We start from the raw sequence: 21,038 nt of genomic DNA on the forward strand, positions 1-21,038 counted from the left end.
TCTTACTCATCTCTGTCAAAATCCTCTTCAATCGTCATAATAGCATTTTCCTGAGAAACGCCCTGACCTTCCCAGCTATAAAAAATCACCTTTGTCCGGTCCTCCGGATCGTTTCGCGGCACCGGATGGTAATAGGTCCGCGCGCCCGTTTCATCGCCCAGATAAATCAGATCTTCATTGCCATTCAGCGCCGAAACAATATTCATCACTTTTTTCTCGGACAGCTCGGGATTTTCATCGCTATCGAGCACCGTATAATCGCCGACCGGCACATAAGCCCCCGTAACCTCATTTTGCTTCAGCAGCAAAAAAGAGGCCGCATGCAACGGATTGCGGCGGTATGTATAGGTCTGCTTGGCGGTAATCGTATTAAAATCGTGCAATGTCATGTCAAATCCTGAAAAAAACGTATGTCCAATCTTGCTTTTCTTGTCCTTTTGCTCTTAATTCATGACAGAAATTTGTAAACAATCCCTTAAAATCACTTTTTCAGGAGCTTTTTATGACCGGCCAACCTCTTGCTGCCTCTTCCGATTTCACCGACTACAAAGTCAAGGATATGTCTCTGGCCGAATGGGGCCGGAAAGAAATTATCATTGCCGAAACGGAAATGCCTGGCCTGATGTCCCTGCGCGAAGAATATGGCGCGCAGCAACCCCTGAAAGGCGCCCGGATTGTCGGCTGCCTCCATATGACCATTCAAACGGCCGTCCTGATTGAAACCCTTCAGGCGCTGGGCGCGGAAGTCCGATGGTCTTCCTGCAATATTTTCTCCACGCAGGACCACGCCGCAGCCGCCATCGCCGCGACAGGTACGCCCGTTTTTGCCTGGAAAGGCGAAACCGAAGAAGAGTATGAATGGTGCATCACCCAGACCATCGAAGGCCCGAACGGCTGGCGCCCGAACATGATCCTGGATGACGGCGGGGATCTGACCAAAATCATGCACGACAATTATGCCGACCTGTTTGAAGAGATCAAAGGGATATCCGAGGAAACCACGACCGGCGTTTTGCGCCTGTACGAAATGGAGAAAAAGGGGGAATTGCTGGCTCCGGCCATCAATGTCAACGACTCCGTCACAAAATCCAAATTCGACAATAAATACGGCTGCCGGGAGAGCCTTGTCGACGGCATCCGCCGTGCGACAGACATTATGCTGGCGGGAAAGGTCGCCGTTGTGGCCGGATTTGGGGATGTGGGCAAAGGCTCCGCGGAATCCTTAAGTTCCCAAGGCGTACGCGTACTTGTCACCGAAATCGACCCGATCTGCGCGCTGCAGGCCGCAATGGAAGGCTATGAGGTCGTGACGATGGAAGAAGGCGCCAAACGCGGCGATATCTTTGTCACCACAACAGGCAACAAAGACATCATCACCATGGACCATATGCGCGAAATGAAAGACCGGGCGATTGTCTGCAATATCGGCCATTTTGATAACGAAATTCAGACCGAACCGCTGCGCAACCTGAAATGGACCAATATCAAGCCCCAGGTTGACGAAATCGAATTCCCCAGCGGAAAACGCATTATCCTGCTGGCAGAAGGCCGCCTTGTAAATCTGGGCTGCGCCACAGGCCACCCGTCTTTTGTCATGAGCGCTTCGTTCACCAACCAGACGCTGGCCCAGATCGAGCTCTGGACGTGCCACGACATGTACGAAAACAAGGTGTACGTCCTGCCCAAGCATCTGGATGAAAAAGTGGCCCGACTGCATCTGGAAAAACTGGGTGTAAAACTGACAAAACTGACCCAGGAACAGGCCGATTATATCGGCGTAGAAATCGAAGGCCCGTTCAAACCGGAACATTACCGTTATTAGTATGACAGGTACAAACCACATCCTGCGCGTTGATTGCCCGGACCGTCCGGGCATCCTCGCCGCTGTGGCCAATGCCCTGTCAGACGCAGAATGCAACATCGAAGACGCCGCCCAGTTCAATGATAAACTGTCCGGGCGGTTTTTCGTGCGCATCGTTTTCTCGCCGGTTAAAGACAGAACCGCCATCGAAAATTTCAAAACCGCTTTTACCGTCCTTGCCCGTACGTTCGATATGACATGGAACGTACACCAAGAGGAAGAAAAGGTCCGAACACTTTTGATGGTGTCAAAAGCCGACCATTGCCTGAACGATATTTTATACCGCTGGCGCACCGGGCATCTGCCCATTGATATCACAGCCGTTGTATCCAACCATGAAACCTGCCGGGAGCTGGTTGAAAATAACGGACTGCGTTTCGAATATCTGCCGGTGACAAAAGAAACCAGGACCAATCAGGAACGCGCCTTGTCGGAAATCATCGACCAGACAAATACGGAGCTGGTCGTCCTTGCCCGCTATATGCAGATTCTCTCGGAAAATATCTGTACGCGTTATGCCGGACGGGTCATCAACATTCACCACTCTTTCCTGCCCGGCTTCAAAGGCGCACGCCCCTATCATCAGGCATGGGAACGCGGCGTTAAAATTATTGGCGCCACAGCCCACTTCGCTACAGCAGATCTGGACGAAGGCCCGATTATCGAGCAGGAAACCGCCCGCATCGACCATGCCCATACCCCGGAAAAGCTGCAAATTCTCGGGCAGGACATCGAAGCCAAAGTCTTGTCCCGCGCCATGCTTGATTACACCGAACGGCGGATTTTCCTGCACGGCCACAGAACTGTGGTTTTATAAGCCTGCCCTTCTGGCTTTTGCTTGTCCTGAAGGCGTTGCCGCAGTAAACTCGTTTTTGTGACACAGGAACCTTCCACAACAACCGGATTCTTCAACAAGCTGCGATCAATGATCGGTGGCGATAGCGGACATTCACACACCGAAAAAGCCCGTCTGGAAGCTTTTATGCTGGCGGTTCCCCTTGATTATTGTGGCTTCGCCGCCGATGGCGCGGTTGCCTATAACGAGGGTTTTTGCAAGATACTGGGGCTGGAATCCATCCGCGCTCTCACCGATATCCAGGACGCCTTAACCCCTGCCGACGCCGCTGTGCTGGAAGGCATGACCCAGCGTCTGCAAGACAGCGGCGAGCCTTTCTCGGTCACCGTTAAAACGGCCAACTGCCAGCGTATCCTGAAACTCTCCGGCACCCGCGGCCAGGATCAAAGTGAAAGCGAAACACTGGATATTTTATGGCTGGAAGATATAACCGAATCCGAGCAACAACGCCGGAAACAAGAGGTCAATCAGGAAGACATACAAGAAAAACGTGAACGGCTACAGGCCGCCCTCGACCGACTGCCTATGCCGCTTTGGATCCACGATTCACATGGCACGCTTGTCTGGTGCAACCAGGCTTTGGCCAAATATCTGGGAACCTCGCCGGCAACCGTCATCGCCGAACAAAGAGAATGGAATTTAAAACCGGTCAAAAAAAATGCCGGCACCAAGGTCTCTATCAAAACATTGGTGCAAAGCGCCCTTGATCGCGGCGAAAACATTTCCGAGAATTTTCACGTTGTCCTCGACGGTCGGCGCCGCCTTATGCGCTTCACGGAAATGCCTCTTTCCACATTCTCCAGCGCACTGGGCATGGCCACCGATATAAGCCGGGAAGAAGAATTGGAAACTGTCCACAAACGCCACACCGCCGCTAACAACGAATTGCTCGAACATCTGGGAACAGCCATCGCCATATATAATGCCGACGGACAGCTTGAGTTTTTTAATTCCGCCTTCGCCCGGCTATGGGATCTGGACGATAGTTACCTGAACACCCGCCCCAAGCTGGGTGATATCATGGAAAAATTGCGGGAAATGCGCCGCTTGCCTGAACAGGCCGATTTCAGGTCCTTCAAACAGGAATGGCTGGGTATGTTTACGCGCCTTCTGGAACCGCATGAAGATATGCTCTATCTGCCCGATGCCACGGTCCTGCGCATGCTGGCGATGCCCCACCCGATGGGCGGCCTGATGATGACATTCGAAGACGTCAGCAGCCGTCTGGAGCTGGAATCATCCTATAACACCCTGATCGCCGTCCAGAAAGAAACTCTCGATAATCTGGCGGAAAGCGTTGCCGTGTTCGGGGGCGACGGTCGTTTAAAACTCTGGAATCCCTCCTTCGCGCGGTTATGGTCGCTCCACCCGGAAGGTCTGGATGCCGAACCGCACATCACGCGTCTGGTTGAAAAGCTAAAAGACAACTTTGAACCGGATGACTGGGAAAAATCCCGCGAATCCCTTTTGAAACAAAGTCTGGATCGCAAAGCCCGCGAAGGCCACATGGTCTGCCGGAACGGACGGCTGATTGCCTACGCCACGATGCCCCTCCCCGATGGCGGCGTTCTGGTGACCCATATTGATGTGACCGATACCGTGCAGGTTGAAAACGCCCTGCGCGAAAAAAACGCCGCGCTGGAAGCTGCAGAACAGCTAAAATCGGATTTCCTCGCCAATGTTTCCTATCAGTTGCGAACGCCGCTCAGCACCATTATGGGCTTTACCGAGATTCTTGATAATGAATATTTTGGCCCGCTGAACGATAAACAAAAAGAATACACCGCCGGCATGAATGAGGCGGGCGGGCAACTGCTCAGCCTGATTGATAATATTCTGGATCTGTCAACGATCGAGGCGGGCTATATGTCACTTGAAAGAGACAACGTAGCAATAAGCCACACACTTAAAGCTCTACATGAACTGGTGACCGACTGGGCCCGTAAGAAAAAGATCGAAGTTACTCTGGACTGCCCGAAAAACATCGGCAAAGCCTATCTGGATGAGCGGCGCCTCAAACAAATAATCCTGAGCCTGATCCGTAACGCCATCGACAACACACCGGAGGGCGGATCCATCACACTGGCCGCGCATAAGGACCCAAACCGGCTAACCATCACAGTTAGCGATACCGGGATTGGCATATCGAGAGAAGACCAGGATCGTGTTTTCAAACCGTTTGAACGCCTGACCAAAAACGGCCAGAACGAAAACCAGACCGGCGCTGGGCTGGGGCTTACTCTGGTTCAAAACCTTGTTGAGCTGCATGGCGGCACGATCAAACTGGCCAGCAAAGAAGGCCGGGGCACGACGGTCACACTGTCATTCCCGATAGAAGAAAACAAAAAAACAAAAGAAAAAGCCGCCTGATTATAGAACGTCATCAGGATCAGGGGCCATGGCCGGCAAACAATCGGCCCACGTTTCCGCACCCCCTTCAGGCTTAAGGCGACCATGAATAACAATATCGCCACCCACACCCGTCCGGCAGGAAAAAATAGGGATCAACGTCCGGATGACAAAATCAACCGTACGCCCCTCGTAAAACGGGCCCGTCGTACAAAATTCATTAAAAGATCCGGATTCGAGCCGGAACGTCGAACGATGACGGGTTTTTATACCGTCAGGCCGGATAAATTGCTGTGTTGCAACCTCGCCAAACACCAGATAAGGCGCGTCGTTGACGATCCGCGAACAAACCGGCTGATCCGTCACAGGCCCCAAAGCCCGTGGTTCCCCGTCTTGCGCCATAACCGGCAACGCCGTCGCCAAAAACAATAAAAAAGATATAAAGACCGCTCTCATCATATTTCCATTATAACAGGGTTTAAGCTTTTTTGGCTATGCCCGGCACACCATGAGTAGTCGAATATTCAAAATGCAGTTCCCGGTCCGGGTTTAAATGGTGATAAGCCGCATGAGCCGCCTGTGCCGCCTCAGCAAAACCGGTCAAAATCAATTTCAGCTTGTTATCATAAGAAGCAATGTCGCCAATGGCATATATTCCGGGATGATTGGTCTCGCAGGTCCCCGGATCAACCGGGATATGATGGCCGGATATATCAAACCCCCACTCCGTAATTGGCCCCAAATGCGGCACAAGGCCATAAAAAGGCAACAAAACATCCGCCGTCAGAACATGTACGTCTCCATCCAGTGATTCGACACGTACACCTGTAAGATAACCATCTTGGCCCTCCAGCCCCTTAAGCTGATAAGGGACAACCAACTGGATTTTCTTATCCGCTGCCAGTCTATGGATTTTTTCAACGCTATCGGCCGCCGCCCGGAATTTATCCCGGCGATGAACCAGGGATACCGACGCCGCCACATCGGCCAGCGCCAACGTCCAGTCCACGGCGCTGTCACCGCCCCCGGCAATCACAACATGCTTGCCGACAAAATCATCTTTGCGGCGAACCATATAAAAAACCGAGATACCCTCATACGCCTCTATCCCGTCCAGAGGAGGCCTGTTTGGCCCAAAAGCGCCCGCCCCCGCGGCAATAATAACGCCGCCAGCCTCAATCCGCTGCCCGGCAGATGTTTCTAAAAGCCACTTTGTTTCTGATTTTCGCAAAGAAACGACTTCCTGCCCCAGATGATAGGCCGGGGAAAAAGGCTGCGCCTGCTCTTCCAGTCTGGCGATCAGGTCTCCCGCGTCAATCCGCGGATAGCCGGGAATATCGTAAATCGGTTTTTCCGGATACAAAGCACTGCACTGCCCGCCAATTTCCGGCAGCGAATCAATCACATGGCACCGCATGCCGAGCATCCCGCACTCAAAAACGGCAAATAAACCAACCGGCCCGGCGCCAATCACCGCGATATCTGTCTTGTAAATTTCACTCATGACGTATTTATTAAGCATATGGAGTTCATATCGAAAAGCGAAAAAGACACTGAAACGTTTGCCGCCTCTCTGACGGCAGCCCTGCAGCCCGGTGACACGCTGTGCCTGCACGGGGATCTGGGAACAGGGAAAAGCGTCTTTTGCCGCGCCCTGATCCGCGCGTTAAGCCATGACAATGACCTGGACGTCCCCAGCCCGACTTTCACACTGGTCCAGACATACGACACCCGCCGCGGCCCCGTTTACCACTTTGATCTTTACCGACTGGAAGACCCGGAAGAAGTTTATGAGCTGGGCTGGGACGACGCGCTGGCCGAAGGAATCACCCTGATAGAATGGCCGGAAAAAGCCGGCGTTTTTTTACCGGCCAGCGCCCGCCACATTCACATAGCCCAAACCGGCCCTCACGAGCGAAAGATTATTGTCGATGAGCCACTTTAAACCCGATCACGCTTTTGTTCTGGCCGCCGGGATGGGTGCCCGCATGCGGCCCCTGACCAATAATCGCCCCAAACCGATGATCGAAATCGCCGGAAAACCGATGATCGACCACGCCCTCGATCACCTGACCGCCGCCGGGGTTAAAAATGTGACCGTCAACCTGCATTACAAGGGCGATATACTCGAAAGCCACCTGAAACAGCGGCCTGCCCCCGTTTTGACGTTCTCGCGGGAGGAACCCCTTCTCGACACTGGCGGCGGCCTGAAAAAAGGGCTGCCCACGATGGGAGGCAATCCGTTTTTCGTCGTCAGCGGCGATTCTATCTGGGAAAACGGCCCCGGAATCCCGGCGCTTGAGCGCATGGCAGCGGCGTGGGATCCGGAAAACATGGATATCCTCTTGCTTTTGCAACCCGTAGAAACCATGACCCTGACAACGCCGGTTGGCGATTATCACCGGGACGGACAAGGGCGACTGACGCGCGCACGGGACCAGAACGGTGCTTACATGTGGACCAGTATCCGTATCTGTAAACCTTCCGTTTTCGAAAACACCCCGAACGGACCGTTTTCATTTCTCGATATTCTTGACCGGACACAGGAACAAGGACGGCTTTACGGCCTCGTCCATGACGGCACCTGGCACCATATCAGCACCCCGGAAGACGTAGAAAGGGTCAATGCCGCCCTGACACGGGAGAACGGCGCATGACGGAAACACTGCGCGGCCTGTATACCATTCCCCCCGGCATCCCTTTTGTCGATGCACTGGCCGACGGCTTGCTAAAACAAAGTGACGGATCGCCGGAAATGCTTTCCACATTCCGGGTTTTACTCCCCACACGCCGGGCCTGCCGTAATCTACGCGAAGCGTTCCTGCGCCTGAGCAATGGCAAACCCCTATTGCTCCCCCGGATGCAGCCGCTTGGCGATATCGACGAAGACGAACTTTCTCTGACGCTCTCAGGATATGAGAACATCCCGGATTTTTTTGAATTGCCGCCGGGGTTGCCGCCGCTCAAACGTCAGGTTTTACTGGCACGCCTCATTATGAAGGCCCGTGATTTACATCATAACCCCGATCAAGCCTTCGCATTGGCCCATGAACTCGGCCGTTTTATCGACCAGATCTATATCGAAAATCTGGATATGGCTGATCTGCAAAATCTAGTACCCGATTCCCTTTCAGAGCACTGGCAAATCACCCTCGACTTTTTAAAAATCCTCAGTGAGAACTGGCCAGCCATTTTGGCGGAAAACGGGGTCATTGATGCCGCCGACCGCCGCAACCGTTTACTGCGCATACTCACAAAGCACTGGCAAAAACATCCGCCGCAGACCCCCGTTATTGCCGCCGGGTCGACAGGCTCCATACCGGCAACCGCCGCACTGCTGAAAACGATAGCCACGCTCCCCCAGGGCTGCGTCATCCTGCCGGGGCTGGACAACGCCATGGATCAGGAAAGCTGGGACGCTTTAGAGCCAACTCATCCGCAGGCAACCATGAAGGATCTTTTGAAGCGTCTGGAAACAGAGCGTAAAAATGTTGCACCTTGGCCGCACAAAAAACAGGATGAACAAAACGAAATGCGGCTGTGGCTGACCCGGGAAATGATGCGTCCGGCAGACACCGTCGACCAGTGGAAAGATCTGCAACTTAATGAACAAGACCGCGATCGCCTGAACCGATCTCTAAACAATATCCAGCGCTACGATTGCGACACAGTGCAAGAAGAAGCCAACCTGATCGCCTGCCTGATGCGAGAAACACTGGAACACGACGCCCGCACCGCCGCTTTAATCACACCTGACCGGCGCCTGGCCCGCCGCGTGGCCATGGCTTGCCGCCGGTGGGATATTACGGTCGATGACTCGGCGGGACAAGCCTTAAGCGATACAGCCGTCGGCAGCTTTATCCGGCTAACGGCGCAAACAGTTCTGTCCGGATTAAAACCGGCCACCTTGCTTTCGTTATTAAAGCACCGGCATTTTTGTTTCGAAAAGAACCGGCGCCTGATCGAAGATTTTGAAATCTCTGTCCTGCGCGGCCCGATGCCCGCCAAAGGGTTTGAAGGATTGCGAACAACGCTCGCCAAAAACGAGAAAATTGACGGGCCGACCCGGCAAATGATCGCCTCTTTTATCAATCGTCTTGATGATGCCCTGTCACCGCTTATGGCGCTCATGGAAGACACGCACAAGCAAAACTTCGCCACACTTCTCGACGCACACATCACACTGGTAGAATCCCTGTCCGAAACAACCGGCGGCGTCCTGTGGCAGGGCGAAGACGGTGAACAGGCAGCCCTGTTTTTAGCAGAATTAAAAGATCAGGCACCGCTGTTCCCGCCAATGACCAGCCATAATTACCTGACCGTCATATCCCGTTTGATGGCAGGAATTGCCGTCCGTCCCGCTTATGGATCGCATCCCCGCCTTTTCATTCTCGGCCAGCTAGAGGCACGTCTGACTCAGGCCGATTTACTAATCATGGCCGGGCTGAACGAGGGAACGTGGCCCCCCGAAGCCCCTGCCGATCCATGGATGTCCCGGCCCATGCGCAAAGAATTCAAACTGCCCGCACCAGAACGAACCATTGGCCAGACCGCCCACGATTTTGTGCAGGGTTTTTGTGCACAAAATGTTGTCATGACAAGATCCCGCCGCGTGGACGGCACGCCGGCCGTCCCAGCCCGCTGGCTGCAACGTCTGGATACGGTTTTACAGGCCGCCGGCTTTGATCCTCAGGATTTGCAAAAACACCCGTATCTGCATTACGCCCGCATGCTCGACGAAACGGATGATTTCTGTCCGGTAGAACGCCCCCAGCCACGCCCGCCGGTCGAAAAACGCCCGCGCGAACTCTACGTTACCGCTATCGAAAAATGGATGCGCGATCCTTACAGCATCTATGCCCGCTACGTTCTTGGTCTTCGCAAACTGGATAATGTAGAAGAAGATAGCGATGCCGCCACCCGCGGCACTTTGATTCACGAAACCCTGCAGGAATTCATAACGGCAAACCCCGATACCACACCGGAAAATGCTGCAGATATTTTATGCAACATCGCAAAGGAAAAATTGGGCGAACGTCTGGAAACGGACCCGTCATGGACTTACTGGTGGCCGAGATTCGAGCGACTGGCAAACTGGTTTGCCGATCATGAAAAGCAATGGCGGCAAGACACTCGGCCTCAGACGATTAAAACCGAAATCAGCGGAAAAGTAGCGCTCCCCGGCCCCGCCGGATCGTTCGTCCTCGGCGCCAAAGCCGACCGCATTGACCAGCGCACTGATGGCACCGCCGCAATCATTGATTACAAGACCGGGACAGTCCCTGGCAAAAAAGCCGTTATCGCCGGCCTGTCGCCGCAAATGCCCCTGGAAGGAAGCATTTTAAAAGCCGGCGGATTCGCGGGACTGGGATCTGTTAAAACCATTGGATATCTAGGATTCTGGCAGCTAACCGGCGCCAGCGATCCCGGCCTTCCGCAACCTCTTAAAATTGACGATCTGAATCAGTTATGCGCCGATGCCCGGGAAGGTCTGGAACAGCTGATAGCGCTTTTTGACGATCCGGATACCCCTTACTACAGTTTGCCGCATTTTGACCGTGCCCCGCCCGCACAATGGCAGGACTACGCCCATCTCGCCCGTGTACAGGAATGGGCGGCGCTGGATGAAGGAGAGGATGCTTCCGGATGACCAATGCTGCGCAAATGGAAACATCGGTTCGCGATATTGACCCCACGGTAAAGCAGCGTAATGCGGCAAACCCGCACGCGTCCGTCTGGGTGGGAGCATCAGCCGGAACCGGCAAGACAAAAGTCTTGGTAGATCGTTTGCTGCGCCTTCTTTTACCGCGGCAAGATGGCCGGGACGGAACGCTCCCCCATCGGATTTTGTGCCTGACCTTTACAAAAGCCGCCGCAAGCGAAATGGCCTTGCGAATTAATACGATCCTGAGCCAATGGGCCGTTATCAGCACAGACGATTCCGGCACCGATCAAAAAGGCCTGCGCACTCAGTTACAGGAACTGTTGGGTTATGAGCCCTCAAGCGACGATATCATAGCCGCCCGGCGCCTGTTCGCACAGGTTGTCGACACGCCCGGCGGCCTGAAAATCATGACAATTCATTCTTTCTGCCAGTCCGTTCTGGGACGCTTCCCGCTCGAAGCCGGCCTGCCACCGCATTTCACCGTGATTGATGAGCGACAAGCCCGTGAACTGTTAATTACCGCCCGCGACCATATGCTCCGTACAGCGCGCAAAAATGAGGATATTCCTGAATCCCCGGCGTTTCGTATGCTGGCCACCACACAGAACGAATCACAATTCATGAGTCTTCTCGGCCACCTGACCGGGGAAAGACTGCTGCTGGAAAAAGAATTACCGGGGGCAGACGATGATCTGTCTCTATCGGCCTTTCACACAAAAATATGTGCGCTTTTAGACATCGAGTCAGATGCAGACGAAGATAAAATTCTGGCCGCTGCCTGTAAAAGCGATTCTTTTGATGAGTCCGGTTTGCGATCCGCTTGTGCGGCTCTGGCGACAGGCACCGCCGCAAGCGACCAGCCAAAAGGCATCGCCCTGCAAAGCTGGCTGGATTCTTCCCCGCATACCCGGCGGGAAAACTGGAAAAGCTATAGCGCGCTTTACCTTAAATCTGATGGCGCGCCCTATAAAAAACTAATCACCGGCAAACCCGCACAAAACTTTCCGGAGGCAGAGCCCGCCCTGCAAGCCGAGAGTCTCCGTATTTTTGATATACAGGATAAATTACGGGCGGTCCGCTGCGCCGCTGACACGCGTAACCTGTTCATTCTGGGTCGCAGCATTTTACAGGCCTATCAAAGCGCCAAAGAACGGCTGGCCGCTCTGGATTACGACGATTTGATTTTAAGAACACTGGCTTTGCTGCAAAAACCGGACAGCGCCCCTTGGGTTTTATACAAACTCGATGGCGGGCTGGACCATGTCCTGATAGACGAAGCGCAAGACACCAACCCCGAACAATGGCAAATCATTTCCACCCTGTGTGATGATTTCTTTTCCGGGAACAGCGCCCACGATGACATCGAACGCACCTTGTTCACAGTCGGTGATAAAAAACAGTCTATTTACAGCTTCCAGCGCGCCGCGCCGCAGGAATTTGATCGCATGAAACATCATTTTGCAACGCAGATCGAAGCCGCCGCGCAAAAGTTTACCCCGGAAACCCTGAATATATCGTTCCGGTCCACCAAAACTGTCCTGCGACTGGTCGATACGGTTTTTGCCATGGATCCGGCCCGGCAGGGAATGGAAAATGAATCCCCCGAACACATTTCTTTCCGCACCGGTCAGGCCGGTCTGGTCGAACTCTGGCCTCTTTTCACCCTGGAAGACATCCCCGAAGAACCACCGTGGACGCCACCAACCACGATCGTCGAAAGCCGCGGCCCCGGCGCACAGCTGGCCGAACATATCGGGACAACGATTGCCCGGTGGCTAGACAACAAAGACATTCTCGAATCGGCGGGACGGCCTGTTATTCCGGGCGATATAATGATTTTGGTCCGCACCCGCACCGCTTTTGTCGGACAACTTGTCCGCGCCCTGAAAACCAGAAAAATCCCGGTTAGCGGGATCGACCGGATGGTTCTGGGCGAACAGCTCGCCGTGATGGATTTGCTGGCGCTGGCCCGGTTTGCGTTGCTTCCCGATGATGATTTAACGCTCGCCTGCATTCTGAAATCCCCCCTGATCGGCTGGACCGAGGACCAGCTATACGAAATTGCCATCGACAGACAAAATCAATCCCTCTGGCAGACGCTCGGGGAAAAAGGGCCGCCCAAGCTGGTAGACTGGCTGCAAACGCTAATCTTTAACGCCGCCGCCGACCATCCATACGAGTTTTTCAGCCGGGTATTACAGCAACCCTGCCCGGCCGATCCCGTCAGCGGTCTGCGGGCGATTATAAAACGCCTGGGCATCGACGCCCAGGATCCTCTGGATGAATTTTTAAACGCCGCTCTGGCCTTTGAGCGCGATCATATTCCCGCCTTGCAGGATTTTCTGGTCTGGCAGCAAAAAGAAGACATCGTTATCAAACGCGAGATGGAAGAAGCCGGAAACCACGTCCGCATCATGACGATTCATGCCGCCAAGGGGCTGCAGGCACCGATCGTATTTTTACCCGACACGATCCGCACGCACGCCTCCAAACGCACACCGCGGCTGCTTTGGCCGGATAAATCCGGGCTGAGACTCCCCCTGTGGAGCGCACGCAGCGCCGATGACCCGGCGCTATATCAAAGCGCCAGAAAAAAAGTCGAGGACAGGCTGGACGAAGAATACCGGCGATTACTTTATGTCGCCATGACCCGCGCCGAAGAACGGCTTTATATCGCGGGTTACTGTGGCCGGACCAAGCCCATAGATGACAGCTGGTATAATTACGTATCCGCCGGTTTCACTGCACTAGGTGATACCGAAACCATAGAGTTTGGTTCTCAAACAGCGCTACGAATCACCGACCCCCGTACCCGTGATCCCGACCGCGCCGAAAAATCACAAAAGACTCCGCAGGAAATATCCGGCCCCCTGCCCGCCATGCCGTGGATGACAGCCCCGCCGCCCGAAGAACCCGATCCCCCGCGGCCCTTGACCCCGTCCCGGCCATCCGAGGAACAACCCGCCGCGCAAAGCCCGCTTTCCCGGCAGGATACATACCGGTTCCGACGCGGAAACATCACACATTTGCTTTTACAGATATTACCGGACCTGCCTGTCGAAAAAAGAGAGGCAACCGCCGCCGCCTATATCGACCGTCAGGCTGGCGATCTGCCGGACTCTGTCCGCCGGGACGTCGTCCGCGAAACAATGGCGATATTGTCACACCCCGATTACGCGCCCTTGTTCGGACCCGGATCACAAGCCGAAATCCCTGTCACAGGTTATGTAAACGGTCGTCTGGTCAGCGGCCAGATTGACCGCATTCTGGTGACAAAAGATGCTATCTGGATCATTGATTACAAAACGAATCGGCCGCCGCCGACAGAAGAACAGGCAATCCCTGCCCTTTACCGTCAGCAAATGAAATCCTATAGAGACATTGTCGCTAATATATATGACGACAGACCGGTTCGCTGTTTCCTTCTCTGGACCGACGGACCGCACCTGATGGAAGTAAATCTGTAAAAATATCAAAAACCGACAGGGAATCGGCACGGGTATTCTTGACCTGCGTGACGAAAGTGCCATACTTACATCAGTATTTGTGAATAAACATCTGGGAGAAGAGGTTAGGAACCATGTCCAGCGTAAATGTAAGTGACAGTGATTTTGAAAATGAAGTATTGAAGGCCGAAGGACCGGTCGTTGTCGATTTCTGGGCGGAATGGTGCGGGCCGTGCAAGGCAATGTCACCGATCGTCGATGAAATCGCCGGCGAAATGAACGGTAAACTCAAGGTCGTCAAAGTAAACATCGATGAAAACCCGGACGCTCCCACCAAATATGGTGTGCGGGGCATCCCGACCTTTATGGTCTTCAAAGACGGGCAAGTCGTTGATACCCGCGTTGGTGGTATGGCCAAAAGCCAGTTCAGCGAATGGCTCAATTCAGCCGTCTGATAAGATCAAAAAATAAAATCCACAAAAAACAGCCCCGTTTATATCAACAAGGGCTGTTTTTTAATGTCTGAGCGAATGGGTTATTTTGTCGACGACAACACCATAATCATTTGGCGGCCTTCCATTTTCGGCTCCAGTTCAACTTTGGCCAGATCGCCGACATCATTGCGAAACCGCTCGACGACCTCCTTGGCCAAATCCTGGTGAGCCATCTCCCGCCCCCGGAAACGCAGGGTAACTTTAACTTTATCGCCTTTTTCAAGGAACCGAATCGCATTCTTCAGCTTGACGTTATAGTCATGCATTTCGATCGTCGGACGTAATTTCACTTCCTTCACATCGATCGTTTTTTGCTTTTTACGCGCTTCGTTGGCTTTTTTTTGCTGCTCGTATTTAAATTTGCCGTAGTCCATAACCTTACAAACCGGCGGTTCGGCCTGTGGCGATATTTCCACCAGATCCAGCCCGGCATTCTCGGCCTGACTCATCGCTTCATCAATAGAAACTACTCCGATCTGCTCACCTTCCGGGCCAATAAGCCGTACTTCGGCGACCCTGATCTGTTCATTAATACGCGGTCCTTCCTCTTTCCGCGGCGGTTGCATAGGTTTACGAATGGCAATATCTCCTTTTTTAATTAACACAGCAGGCACCTTGCATCATCGCAAGTCACCCTTAAAAACCAATTAATACGGCGGTTTACTCTCAATGACAAGAGATTCCCGCGCTTCGGCAAACGGTATAAATGATTGTTCTTGTGTCCCCAGACGACGAACAGCCACTGTTTCCTGTTCGGCTTCCCGCGCCCCGACAACAAACATCACCGGCACTTTAGCCAGAGAATGTTCGCGCACTTTGTAGTTAATTTTCTCGTTACGCACATCGAGCTCAACCCGTAACCCGGCAGCATGAAGCTCATCATAAATCTTTTGCGCATAATCGTTTGCGTCGGATGTAATCGTTGCCACCACACACTGTATCGGCGCAATCCACAGCGGCAATTTCCCGGCAAAGCTTTCGATTAAAATACCGGCAAAGCGCTCCAAAGAACCGAAAACAGCCCGGTGGATCATAACCGGACGATGCCGGTTGCCATCTTCACCGATATAAAAAGCATCCAGCCGCTCCGGCAGGTTAAAGTCGAGCTGGCACGTACCACATTGCCATGTCCGGCCAATCGCATCCCGCAGATGGAATTCATATTTAGGCCCGTAAAAAGCACCCTCTCCTTCAGCGATTTCGTAAGACAGCCCCAAAGCCTCCAGCCCGTCAACCATAGCTTTTTCAGCGCGATCCCAGACCTCGTCTGACCCGGCCCGCAACTCAGGACGCGTCGCCAGCTTAATCTGGATATCTTCGAACCCAAAATCCTTGTAAACAGCATAGAACAGCTCAACAAAGTCTTTCACTTCGCCCAGAATCTGATCTTCCGTACAGAAAATATGAGCATCATCCTGCGTCATTTGCCGCACGCGCATCAAACCATGCAGAGCGCCATGCGCCTCGTTCCTGTGACAACAGCCAAATTCAGCCATCCGGAGAGGCAAGTCGCGGTAAGACTTAATGCCCTGATTAAAAATCTGGATATGCGCCGGGCAATTCATCGGCTTGATCGCCATCAAAGCGCCTTTTCCTGAAATTACCGGCCCGTCATCATCGGTATTCGGTACTTCGTCCGGCACCACAAACATGTTTTCGCGGAATTTTCCCCAATGCCCGGATTTCTCCCACAGCTTGTTATCAATCAACTGCGGGGTTTTAACCTCTACATAATTACAATCGCGTAACCGGCGGCGAATGTAATTTTCCAGCTGGTTATAAATCACAAAGCCTTTCGGATGCCAGAAAACCGAGCCCTGCGCCTCTTCCTGAAAATGGTAAAGATCCATTTCCTTGCCCAGTTTGCGGTGATCGCGCTTTTCTGCTTCCTCAAGCTGAGTCAGGTACTCTTTAAGCTCTTTATCGTTGCGCCAGGCCGTCCCGTAGATCCGGGTCAGCATCGCCTTCGATGAATCCCCGCGCCAGTAAGCCCCTGCCACCTTCATCAGTTTAAACGCCGTTCCAATATGCTTGGTTGTCGGCATGTGCGGCCCGCGGCACAAATCGTACCAGTCGCCCTGACGATAAATCGTGATGGTTTCAGATTCAGGTAAATCCTGTATCAGTTCCGCCTTGAATTGTTCCCCGATTTCCTTGAAATGGGCAATCGCCTCATTGCGGTCCCAAACCTCGCGAACAAACGGAGAAGCCTTCTCGACGATCTGCCGCATTTTCTTCTCAATCGCTTCCAGATCTTCGGTTGAAAACGGTTCACTGCGGTAAAAATCATAGTAAAAGCCATTTTCAATCGCCGGGCCGATGGTTACCTGCGTACCGGGAAAAAGCTCCTGCACGGCCTGCGCCATCACATGAGCCGCATCGTGGCGAATGATTTCCAAAGCGGCCGGATCATCACGTTTAATCAGCTCAACGCGCGCATCTTCAGTAATGGGTAACGTCGCATCCTTGATCTCACCATCAATACGGGCCGCAACCACAGCTTTAGCCAGCGACGGAGAAATACTTTCCGCAATCCCCAGCCCCGTCACACCGTTTTCATAGGACCGCGCCGATCCATCCGGTAATGTAATGGTAATTTCACTCATCTTATGCGCCGCTTCACTCACGTTAACCTCTTTATCTTTTATAGCTGTAAGGCTTGATATACAAGGTTTAACGCTCTTTCATGGCATTATCAAGGGTCTTGATAAACGGCTTCATAATGTATTCCATCACGGTCTTCTCGCCGGTCAGAATATCAACAGACGCGACCATGCCGGGAATGATCGGCAAAATTTCGCCTTTGCGCTTCAGGTTTTTTTCGGGCGTACGGACACGTACACGGTAAAAACTCTCCCCTTTATCATTGGTAATGGTGTCCGCTGAAATATCGACGACCTCCCCTTTTAAACCGCCATAAATAGAGAAATCGTAAGCTGTGATTTTAACGATAGCCTGCTGACCGGGATAAAGAAAAGCAATATCCGCGGGACGTACACGCGCCTCGACCAAAAGCTGGTCATCCCGAGGCACAATCTCAACAACATCATCCCCCGGCTTAATGACGCCGCCCACGGTATTGATCTTGAAATCCTTGATCGTCCCGGAAACAGGGGACCGAATATCCGTCCGTTTCTGGCGATCACTCAGCGCTGAAAGCGTTTCCTTGATCGTTCCCATCTCAATCTGGGTCGTCGCAAGTTCGGTCTGGGCCGTGGCCCGCGCTGCGCTTTTCAGCTCTTCAATCCGGCTTTTGGCTTCTTCCACCGCCGATTTTGCCCGCGGCAAGGATGTCAGAACGCCGTTAAGCTCGGTCTGACGCTCCTTCATATCGCGCTCTAACTGTAAGAGTTCCATCTTCGGAGCACTGCCGCGCTCAACCAATGGCCGAATCATATCCATTTCCTGCCGCGATAAACTGATCACACCGCGCAAATCCGATGCGCGCGTTTCCAGTTCGCGCACTTCCTGCTCCCGCTGGCTTATCTGCTGATCCAAAACCTGCGTTTGGCTATGCACATTCGCTTGGTTAGCTTTGAACGCGTTTAATTCCTCGGTTACGCTTTGCGGAACACCCTTCATAACATCTTCGGAAAATTGCGGTGTCACTTGCCCTTCGGCCTCGGCCTGCAAACGCTGGGATTTCGCCTTTAAGCCCAGATACCGCTTCTGGTTCGAACCCAGATCTGATGTAGCCCCCACATCGGACAGCCGCATCAAAACCTGGCCGGCCGTTACGTTATCGCCCTCTTTAACCAGAAAATCACGGACAATCCCGCCTTCCTGATGCTGAACCATCTGGATCTCGCTCGACGGAATGACTTTTCCATCGCCGCGCGTAACCTCATCCAGTGTCGCCCAGTTGGCCCACACAACAAAAATCACGAAAAACGTACCGATAACCACCAGCATCATATGCCGGGACAACGGCAAATCGTCATCCGGATCGAAAACATTTTCAGCATGCGCCCGCATGGTTTCAAGGCGCTCTTTCGCCCACTGACCACGGATCTTAGCCCAGTCTGCCGCCTCGTTAATTCGCAGGCTTTCGTCTTGTTTCTGTTTTTCCTTAGCCATCATCGTACTCTATATGTCTGTCTGTTCAGCCTGAGTGCCATACTGGCGGGCCTGCAATTTGGCAATCACATCATCTTTCGGACCGTGCGCCACAATCCGCCCCCGGTCGATCAGGATAATCTTGTCGACCAGCGAAAGCATCGGTCCCTTATGCGTAATCAAAATAGTCGTTTTCCCGGCGCACAGCGTATGAAGCCGCTTGCGTAGACGATTTTCCGAAGCCGGGTCCATCGACGCCGTTGGCTCATCCAGAATCATAACCCGGGGATCGTAAAGCAAAGCCCGCGCAATCGCGACGGCCTGCCGCTGCCCGCCGGATAACGACTCGCCGCGCTCGCCGACCTGTGTATCCAGCCCGGACTGTGAATCGCGCAAAAACTCCATTACGCCGGCCATTTCCGCCGCCCGCAAAACAGCAGCCTCCGGCGCCGTTTCATGGCCCATTGTAATATTCTCACGCACCGAGCCATAAAATAGCTGCGGGCTTTGTTGAACAGCCCCGACCGCGCGCCGCAAATCACCGGGATCAATTTGCCGTACGTCTGTCCCATCAATCTGTACGCTTCCGCTATCGGGCTGATACAGGTTTAGAATCAAGCGCTCTATGGTCGTCTTCCCCGATCCGACCGCACCGATAATGGCAACGCGTTCACCCGGCTCAATCGAAAAATTGACGTGGTTCAAAGCAGGAACGGTCTGCCCCGGATAATGGAAGACAACATCCTGAAAATCGATTTTCCCGATCATGTCGGGTTTCGAAATAAAATGCTTGCCCGCCGGACGTTCGACCGGGCGTTTCATCAAATCATCAAGCTGGGTTAAGGCCTCACGGGACTGGCTCAGCCGTGTCAAAAGCCCGGCGATCTGCGCCAGCGGACCCATCGCCCGCCCCGTCAGGATCACACTGGCAATCAGCGCGCCCATACTGACCATGCCTTCGGAAATCAAAAACACCCCGAAAATCACCACAGCCACCGATGTAATTTGCTGAACGAACATCGTTGCATTCAGCGCCAAAGCCGATTGACGGCGCGACCGCACAGCCGTCCGTGACGATTTCTCGGTTAATTCCTCCCAGCGTCGCTGGGTATGCCCCTCGGCCGCCTGTACCTTGATCGTCTCCAGTCCACTGATTGTCTCAAACAACAGCGCATTTTTCAAAGCGCTCTCCATCAGGGATTCCTTGACGATTTTCCGCAAACGCTTTTGCGCGCTATAACCGATCCAGATTGCCAGCGGCAAAGCCGCCAAAGGCACCAGAGCCAGCCAGCCGCCGATCAGGGCGATAATCAGGATAAACATGAACACAAACGGTAAATCAATCAGGGCCACCATTGTCGCCGAGGTAAAGAAATCACGCAGGCTTTCAAATTCGCGCATATTGCTGGCCAAAACCCCGGCACTGGCGGGCCGCGCTGCCATCGTCATGCCCATCATCTGTTCGAACAAGCTGGCCGATATTTTTACGTCCGCCTTACGCCCGGCATAATCGAGGAAATGCGCCCGCAGGTTTTTAAGAAGGAAATCAAAAATAAAAGCAATAAAAACACCAACGACCAGAACGCGCAGCGTATCAAAAGCACTGTTAGGCACCACGCGGTCATAAACATTCATAATGAACAGCGAGCTAACCAGCGCAAACATATTAATCATCACCGAAGCGGCAGCAACTTCGATAAGGATATTCTTGTTTTCCTTCAGAACCCGGCTCCAGAACCAGTCACGCGCCGTATCTATTTCCGCCGGTCCCGCCCGTTCGTCACCGCGCGCCACAGGCCGGATAAAAAACGTATAGCCGGTATAAATCATATTCAGCTCGGCCAGCGTCATTTTCTTACGCTCATCGGGCGTTTCCGGAAACTGCACTTCAAAAACCGTTTCCGGATGAACTTCGACATCCTTGCCGGGTTGTTTTTTCGGCGGATATTTTTTCGGATGATGGATATCCCAGAGAATGCAGGATTGGTCGTGATCCAAAACCAGCAGACAAGGCAAGGTTGGTGCAATCGCCAAAGCTTCCAGCGGTCTTTCCGCCAGCCGGGCATACAAATCAGCCCGTTCCGCCGCACGAATAAGCAAGGTTGGTGTAATGCCGGTTTTCGGAATCGGCAATCCCGCCGTCAAAGAAGAAAAGCTGGTTCGGCGGCCATAATGTCCGGCGAGAAGCCGCAAACATTCAACCAACGGGCTACGAATCGCCACCCTGTCGGCTTCCAGCGGCCAAGTGCTGTCTTCTGGCACGGAAACCGTTTCTTGAACGGTCTCCACACCTTTGATTTCCTTTGATTTC

Annotated in this window: 15 protein-coding genes; 8 read left to right on the forward strand and 7 right to left on the reverse strand. The window is 53.3% G+C overall.

Annotation, left to right across the window (positions count from 1 at the left end):
- Positions 1-2 precede the first annotated feature (2 nt).
- On the reverse strand, positions 3-389 hold the full coding sequence (locus tag H6868_01420; protein ID MCB9987974.1) for a hypothetical protein: 387 nt from the start codon (positions 387-389) through the stop codon (positions 3-5).
- 113 nt (positions 390-502) lie between these two features.
- Here H6868_01420 and H6868_01425 point away from each other — a divergent pair, with 113 nt between their 5' ends.
- The 3 genes from H6868_01425 to H6868_01435 are packed head-to-tail and all read left to right on the forward strand — an operon-like array spanning position 503 to position 5,087.
- Positions 503-1,822 carry an adenosylhomocysteinase gene (locus H6868_01425; protein MCB9987975.1) on the forward strand — a complete coding sequence of 440 codons (1,320 nt, stop codon included), beginning with the start codon at positions 503-505 and terminating at the stop codon, positions 1,820-1,822.
- Position 1,823: 1 nt separating this feature from the next.
- Positions 1,824-2,678, forward strand: coding sequence for a formyltetrahydrofolate deformylase (gene purU, locus H6868_01430; GenBank protein ID MCB9987976.1), 855 nt, complete (start codon positions 1,824-1,826; stop codon positions 2,676-2,678).
- A gap of 57 nt (positions 2,679-2,735) precedes the next feature.
- Entirely contained in the window at positions 2,736-5,087 is a 2,352-nt protein-coding gene (locus H6868_01435; protein ID MCB9987977.1) for a PAS-domain containing protein, read from the forward strand.
- Here H6868_01435 and H6868_01440 read toward each other — a convergent pair whose 3' ends face one another.
- On the reverse strand, positions 5,088-5,525 hold the full coding sequence (locus tag H6868_01440) for a hypothetical protein (GenBank protein MCB9987978.1): 438 nt from the start codon (positions 5,523-5,525) through the stop codon (positions 5,088-5,090).
- Positions 5,526-5,544: 19 nt separating this feature from the next.
- Positions 5,545-6,570, reverse strand: coding sequence for an NAD(P)/FAD-dependent oxidoreductase (locus H6868_01445; protein MCB9987979.1), 1,026 nt, complete (start codon positions 6,568-6,570; stop codon positions 5,545-5,547).
- Positions 6,571-6,588: 18 nt separating this feature from the next.
- Here H6868_01445 and tsaE point away from each other — a divergent pair, with 18 nt between their 5' ends.
- The 5 genes from tsaE (at position 6,589) to trxA (ending at position 14,632) form a co-directional block, all read left to right on the forward strand.
- Positions 6,589-7,011, forward strand: a complete 423-nt coding sequence (gene tsaE, locus H6868_01450; protein MCB9987980.1) for a tRNA (adenosine(37)-N6)-threonylcarbamoyltransferase complex ATPase subunit type 1 TsaE — start codon at positions 6,589-6,591, stop codon at positions 7,009-7,011.
- Complete coding sequence (locus tag H6868_01455) at positions 6,998-7,723, forward strand: nucleotidyltransferase family protein (GenBank protein MCB9987981.1); 726 nt, start codon at positions 6,998-7,000, stop codon at positions 7,721-7,723. Before tsaE ends, H6868_01455 begins: the two co-directional genes overlap by 14 nt.
- Positions 7,720-10,716 carry a double-strand break repair protein AddB gene (gene addB / locus H6868_01460; protein ID MCB9987982.1) on the forward strand — a complete coding sequence of 999 codons (2,997 nt, stop codon included), beginning with the start codon at positions 7,720-7,722 and terminating at the stop codon, positions 10,714-10,716. Before H6868_01455 ends, addB begins: the two co-directional genes overlap by 4 nt.
- Positions 10,713-14,198, forward strand: a complete 3,486-nt coding sequence (gene addA / locus H6868_01465) for a double-strand break repair helicase AddA (protein ID MCB9987983.1) — start codon at positions 10,713-10,715, stop codon at positions 14,196-14,198. The genes addB and addA overlap by 4 nt, the downstream gene beginning before the upstream one ends.
- A 113-nt stretch (positions 14,199-14,311) precedes the next feature.
- A complete protein-coding gene (gene trxA, locus H6868_01470; protein ID MCB9987984.1) occupies positions 14,312-14,632 on the forward strand; it encodes a thioredoxin in 321 nt (106 codons plus the stop codon).
- Positions 14,633-14,712: 80 nt separating this feature from the next.
- Here trxA and H6868_01475 read toward each other — a convergent pair whose 3' ends face one another.
- The 4 genes from H6868_01475 to H6868_01490 all read right to left on the reverse strand — a co-directional run bounded on the left by H6868_01475 (position 14,713) and on the right by H6868_01490 (position 21,025).
- Positions 14,713-15,237 (reverse strand): translation initiation factor IF-3, encoded by a 525-nt coding sequence (locus H6868_01475; GenBank protein MCB9987985.1) that lies wholly within the window; start codon positions 15,235-15,237, stop codon positions 14,713-14,715.
- 81 nt (positions 15,238-15,318) lie between these two features.
- Complete coding sequence (thrS, locus tag H6868_01480) at positions 15,319-17,277, reverse strand: threonine--tRNA ligase (protein MCB9987986.1); 1,959 nt, start codon at positions 17,275-17,277, stop codon at positions 15,319-15,321.
- A 67-nt stretch (positions 17,278-17,344) separates the two neighbouring features.
- On the reverse strand, positions 17,345-18,751 hold the full coding sequence (locus H6868_01485) for an HlyD family type I secretion periplasmic adaptor subunit (protein MCB9987987.1): 1,407 nt from the start codon (positions 18,749-18,751) through the stop codon (positions 17,345-17,347).
- A 6-nt stretch (positions 18,752-18,757) separates the two neighbouring features.
- On the reverse strand, positions 18,758-21,025 hold the full coding sequence (locus H6868_01490) for a type I secretion system permease/ATPase (protein ID MCB9987988.1): 2,268 nt from the start codon (positions 21,023-21,025) through the stop codon (positions 18,758-18,760).
- Positions 21,026-21,038: the final 13 nt, after the last annotated feature.

It is taken from the genome of Rhodospirillales bacterium (assembly GCA_020638175.1).
Classification (GTDB): domain Bacteria; phylum Pseudomonadota; class Alphaproteobacteria; order Micavibrionales; family Micavibrionaceae; genus JACKJA01.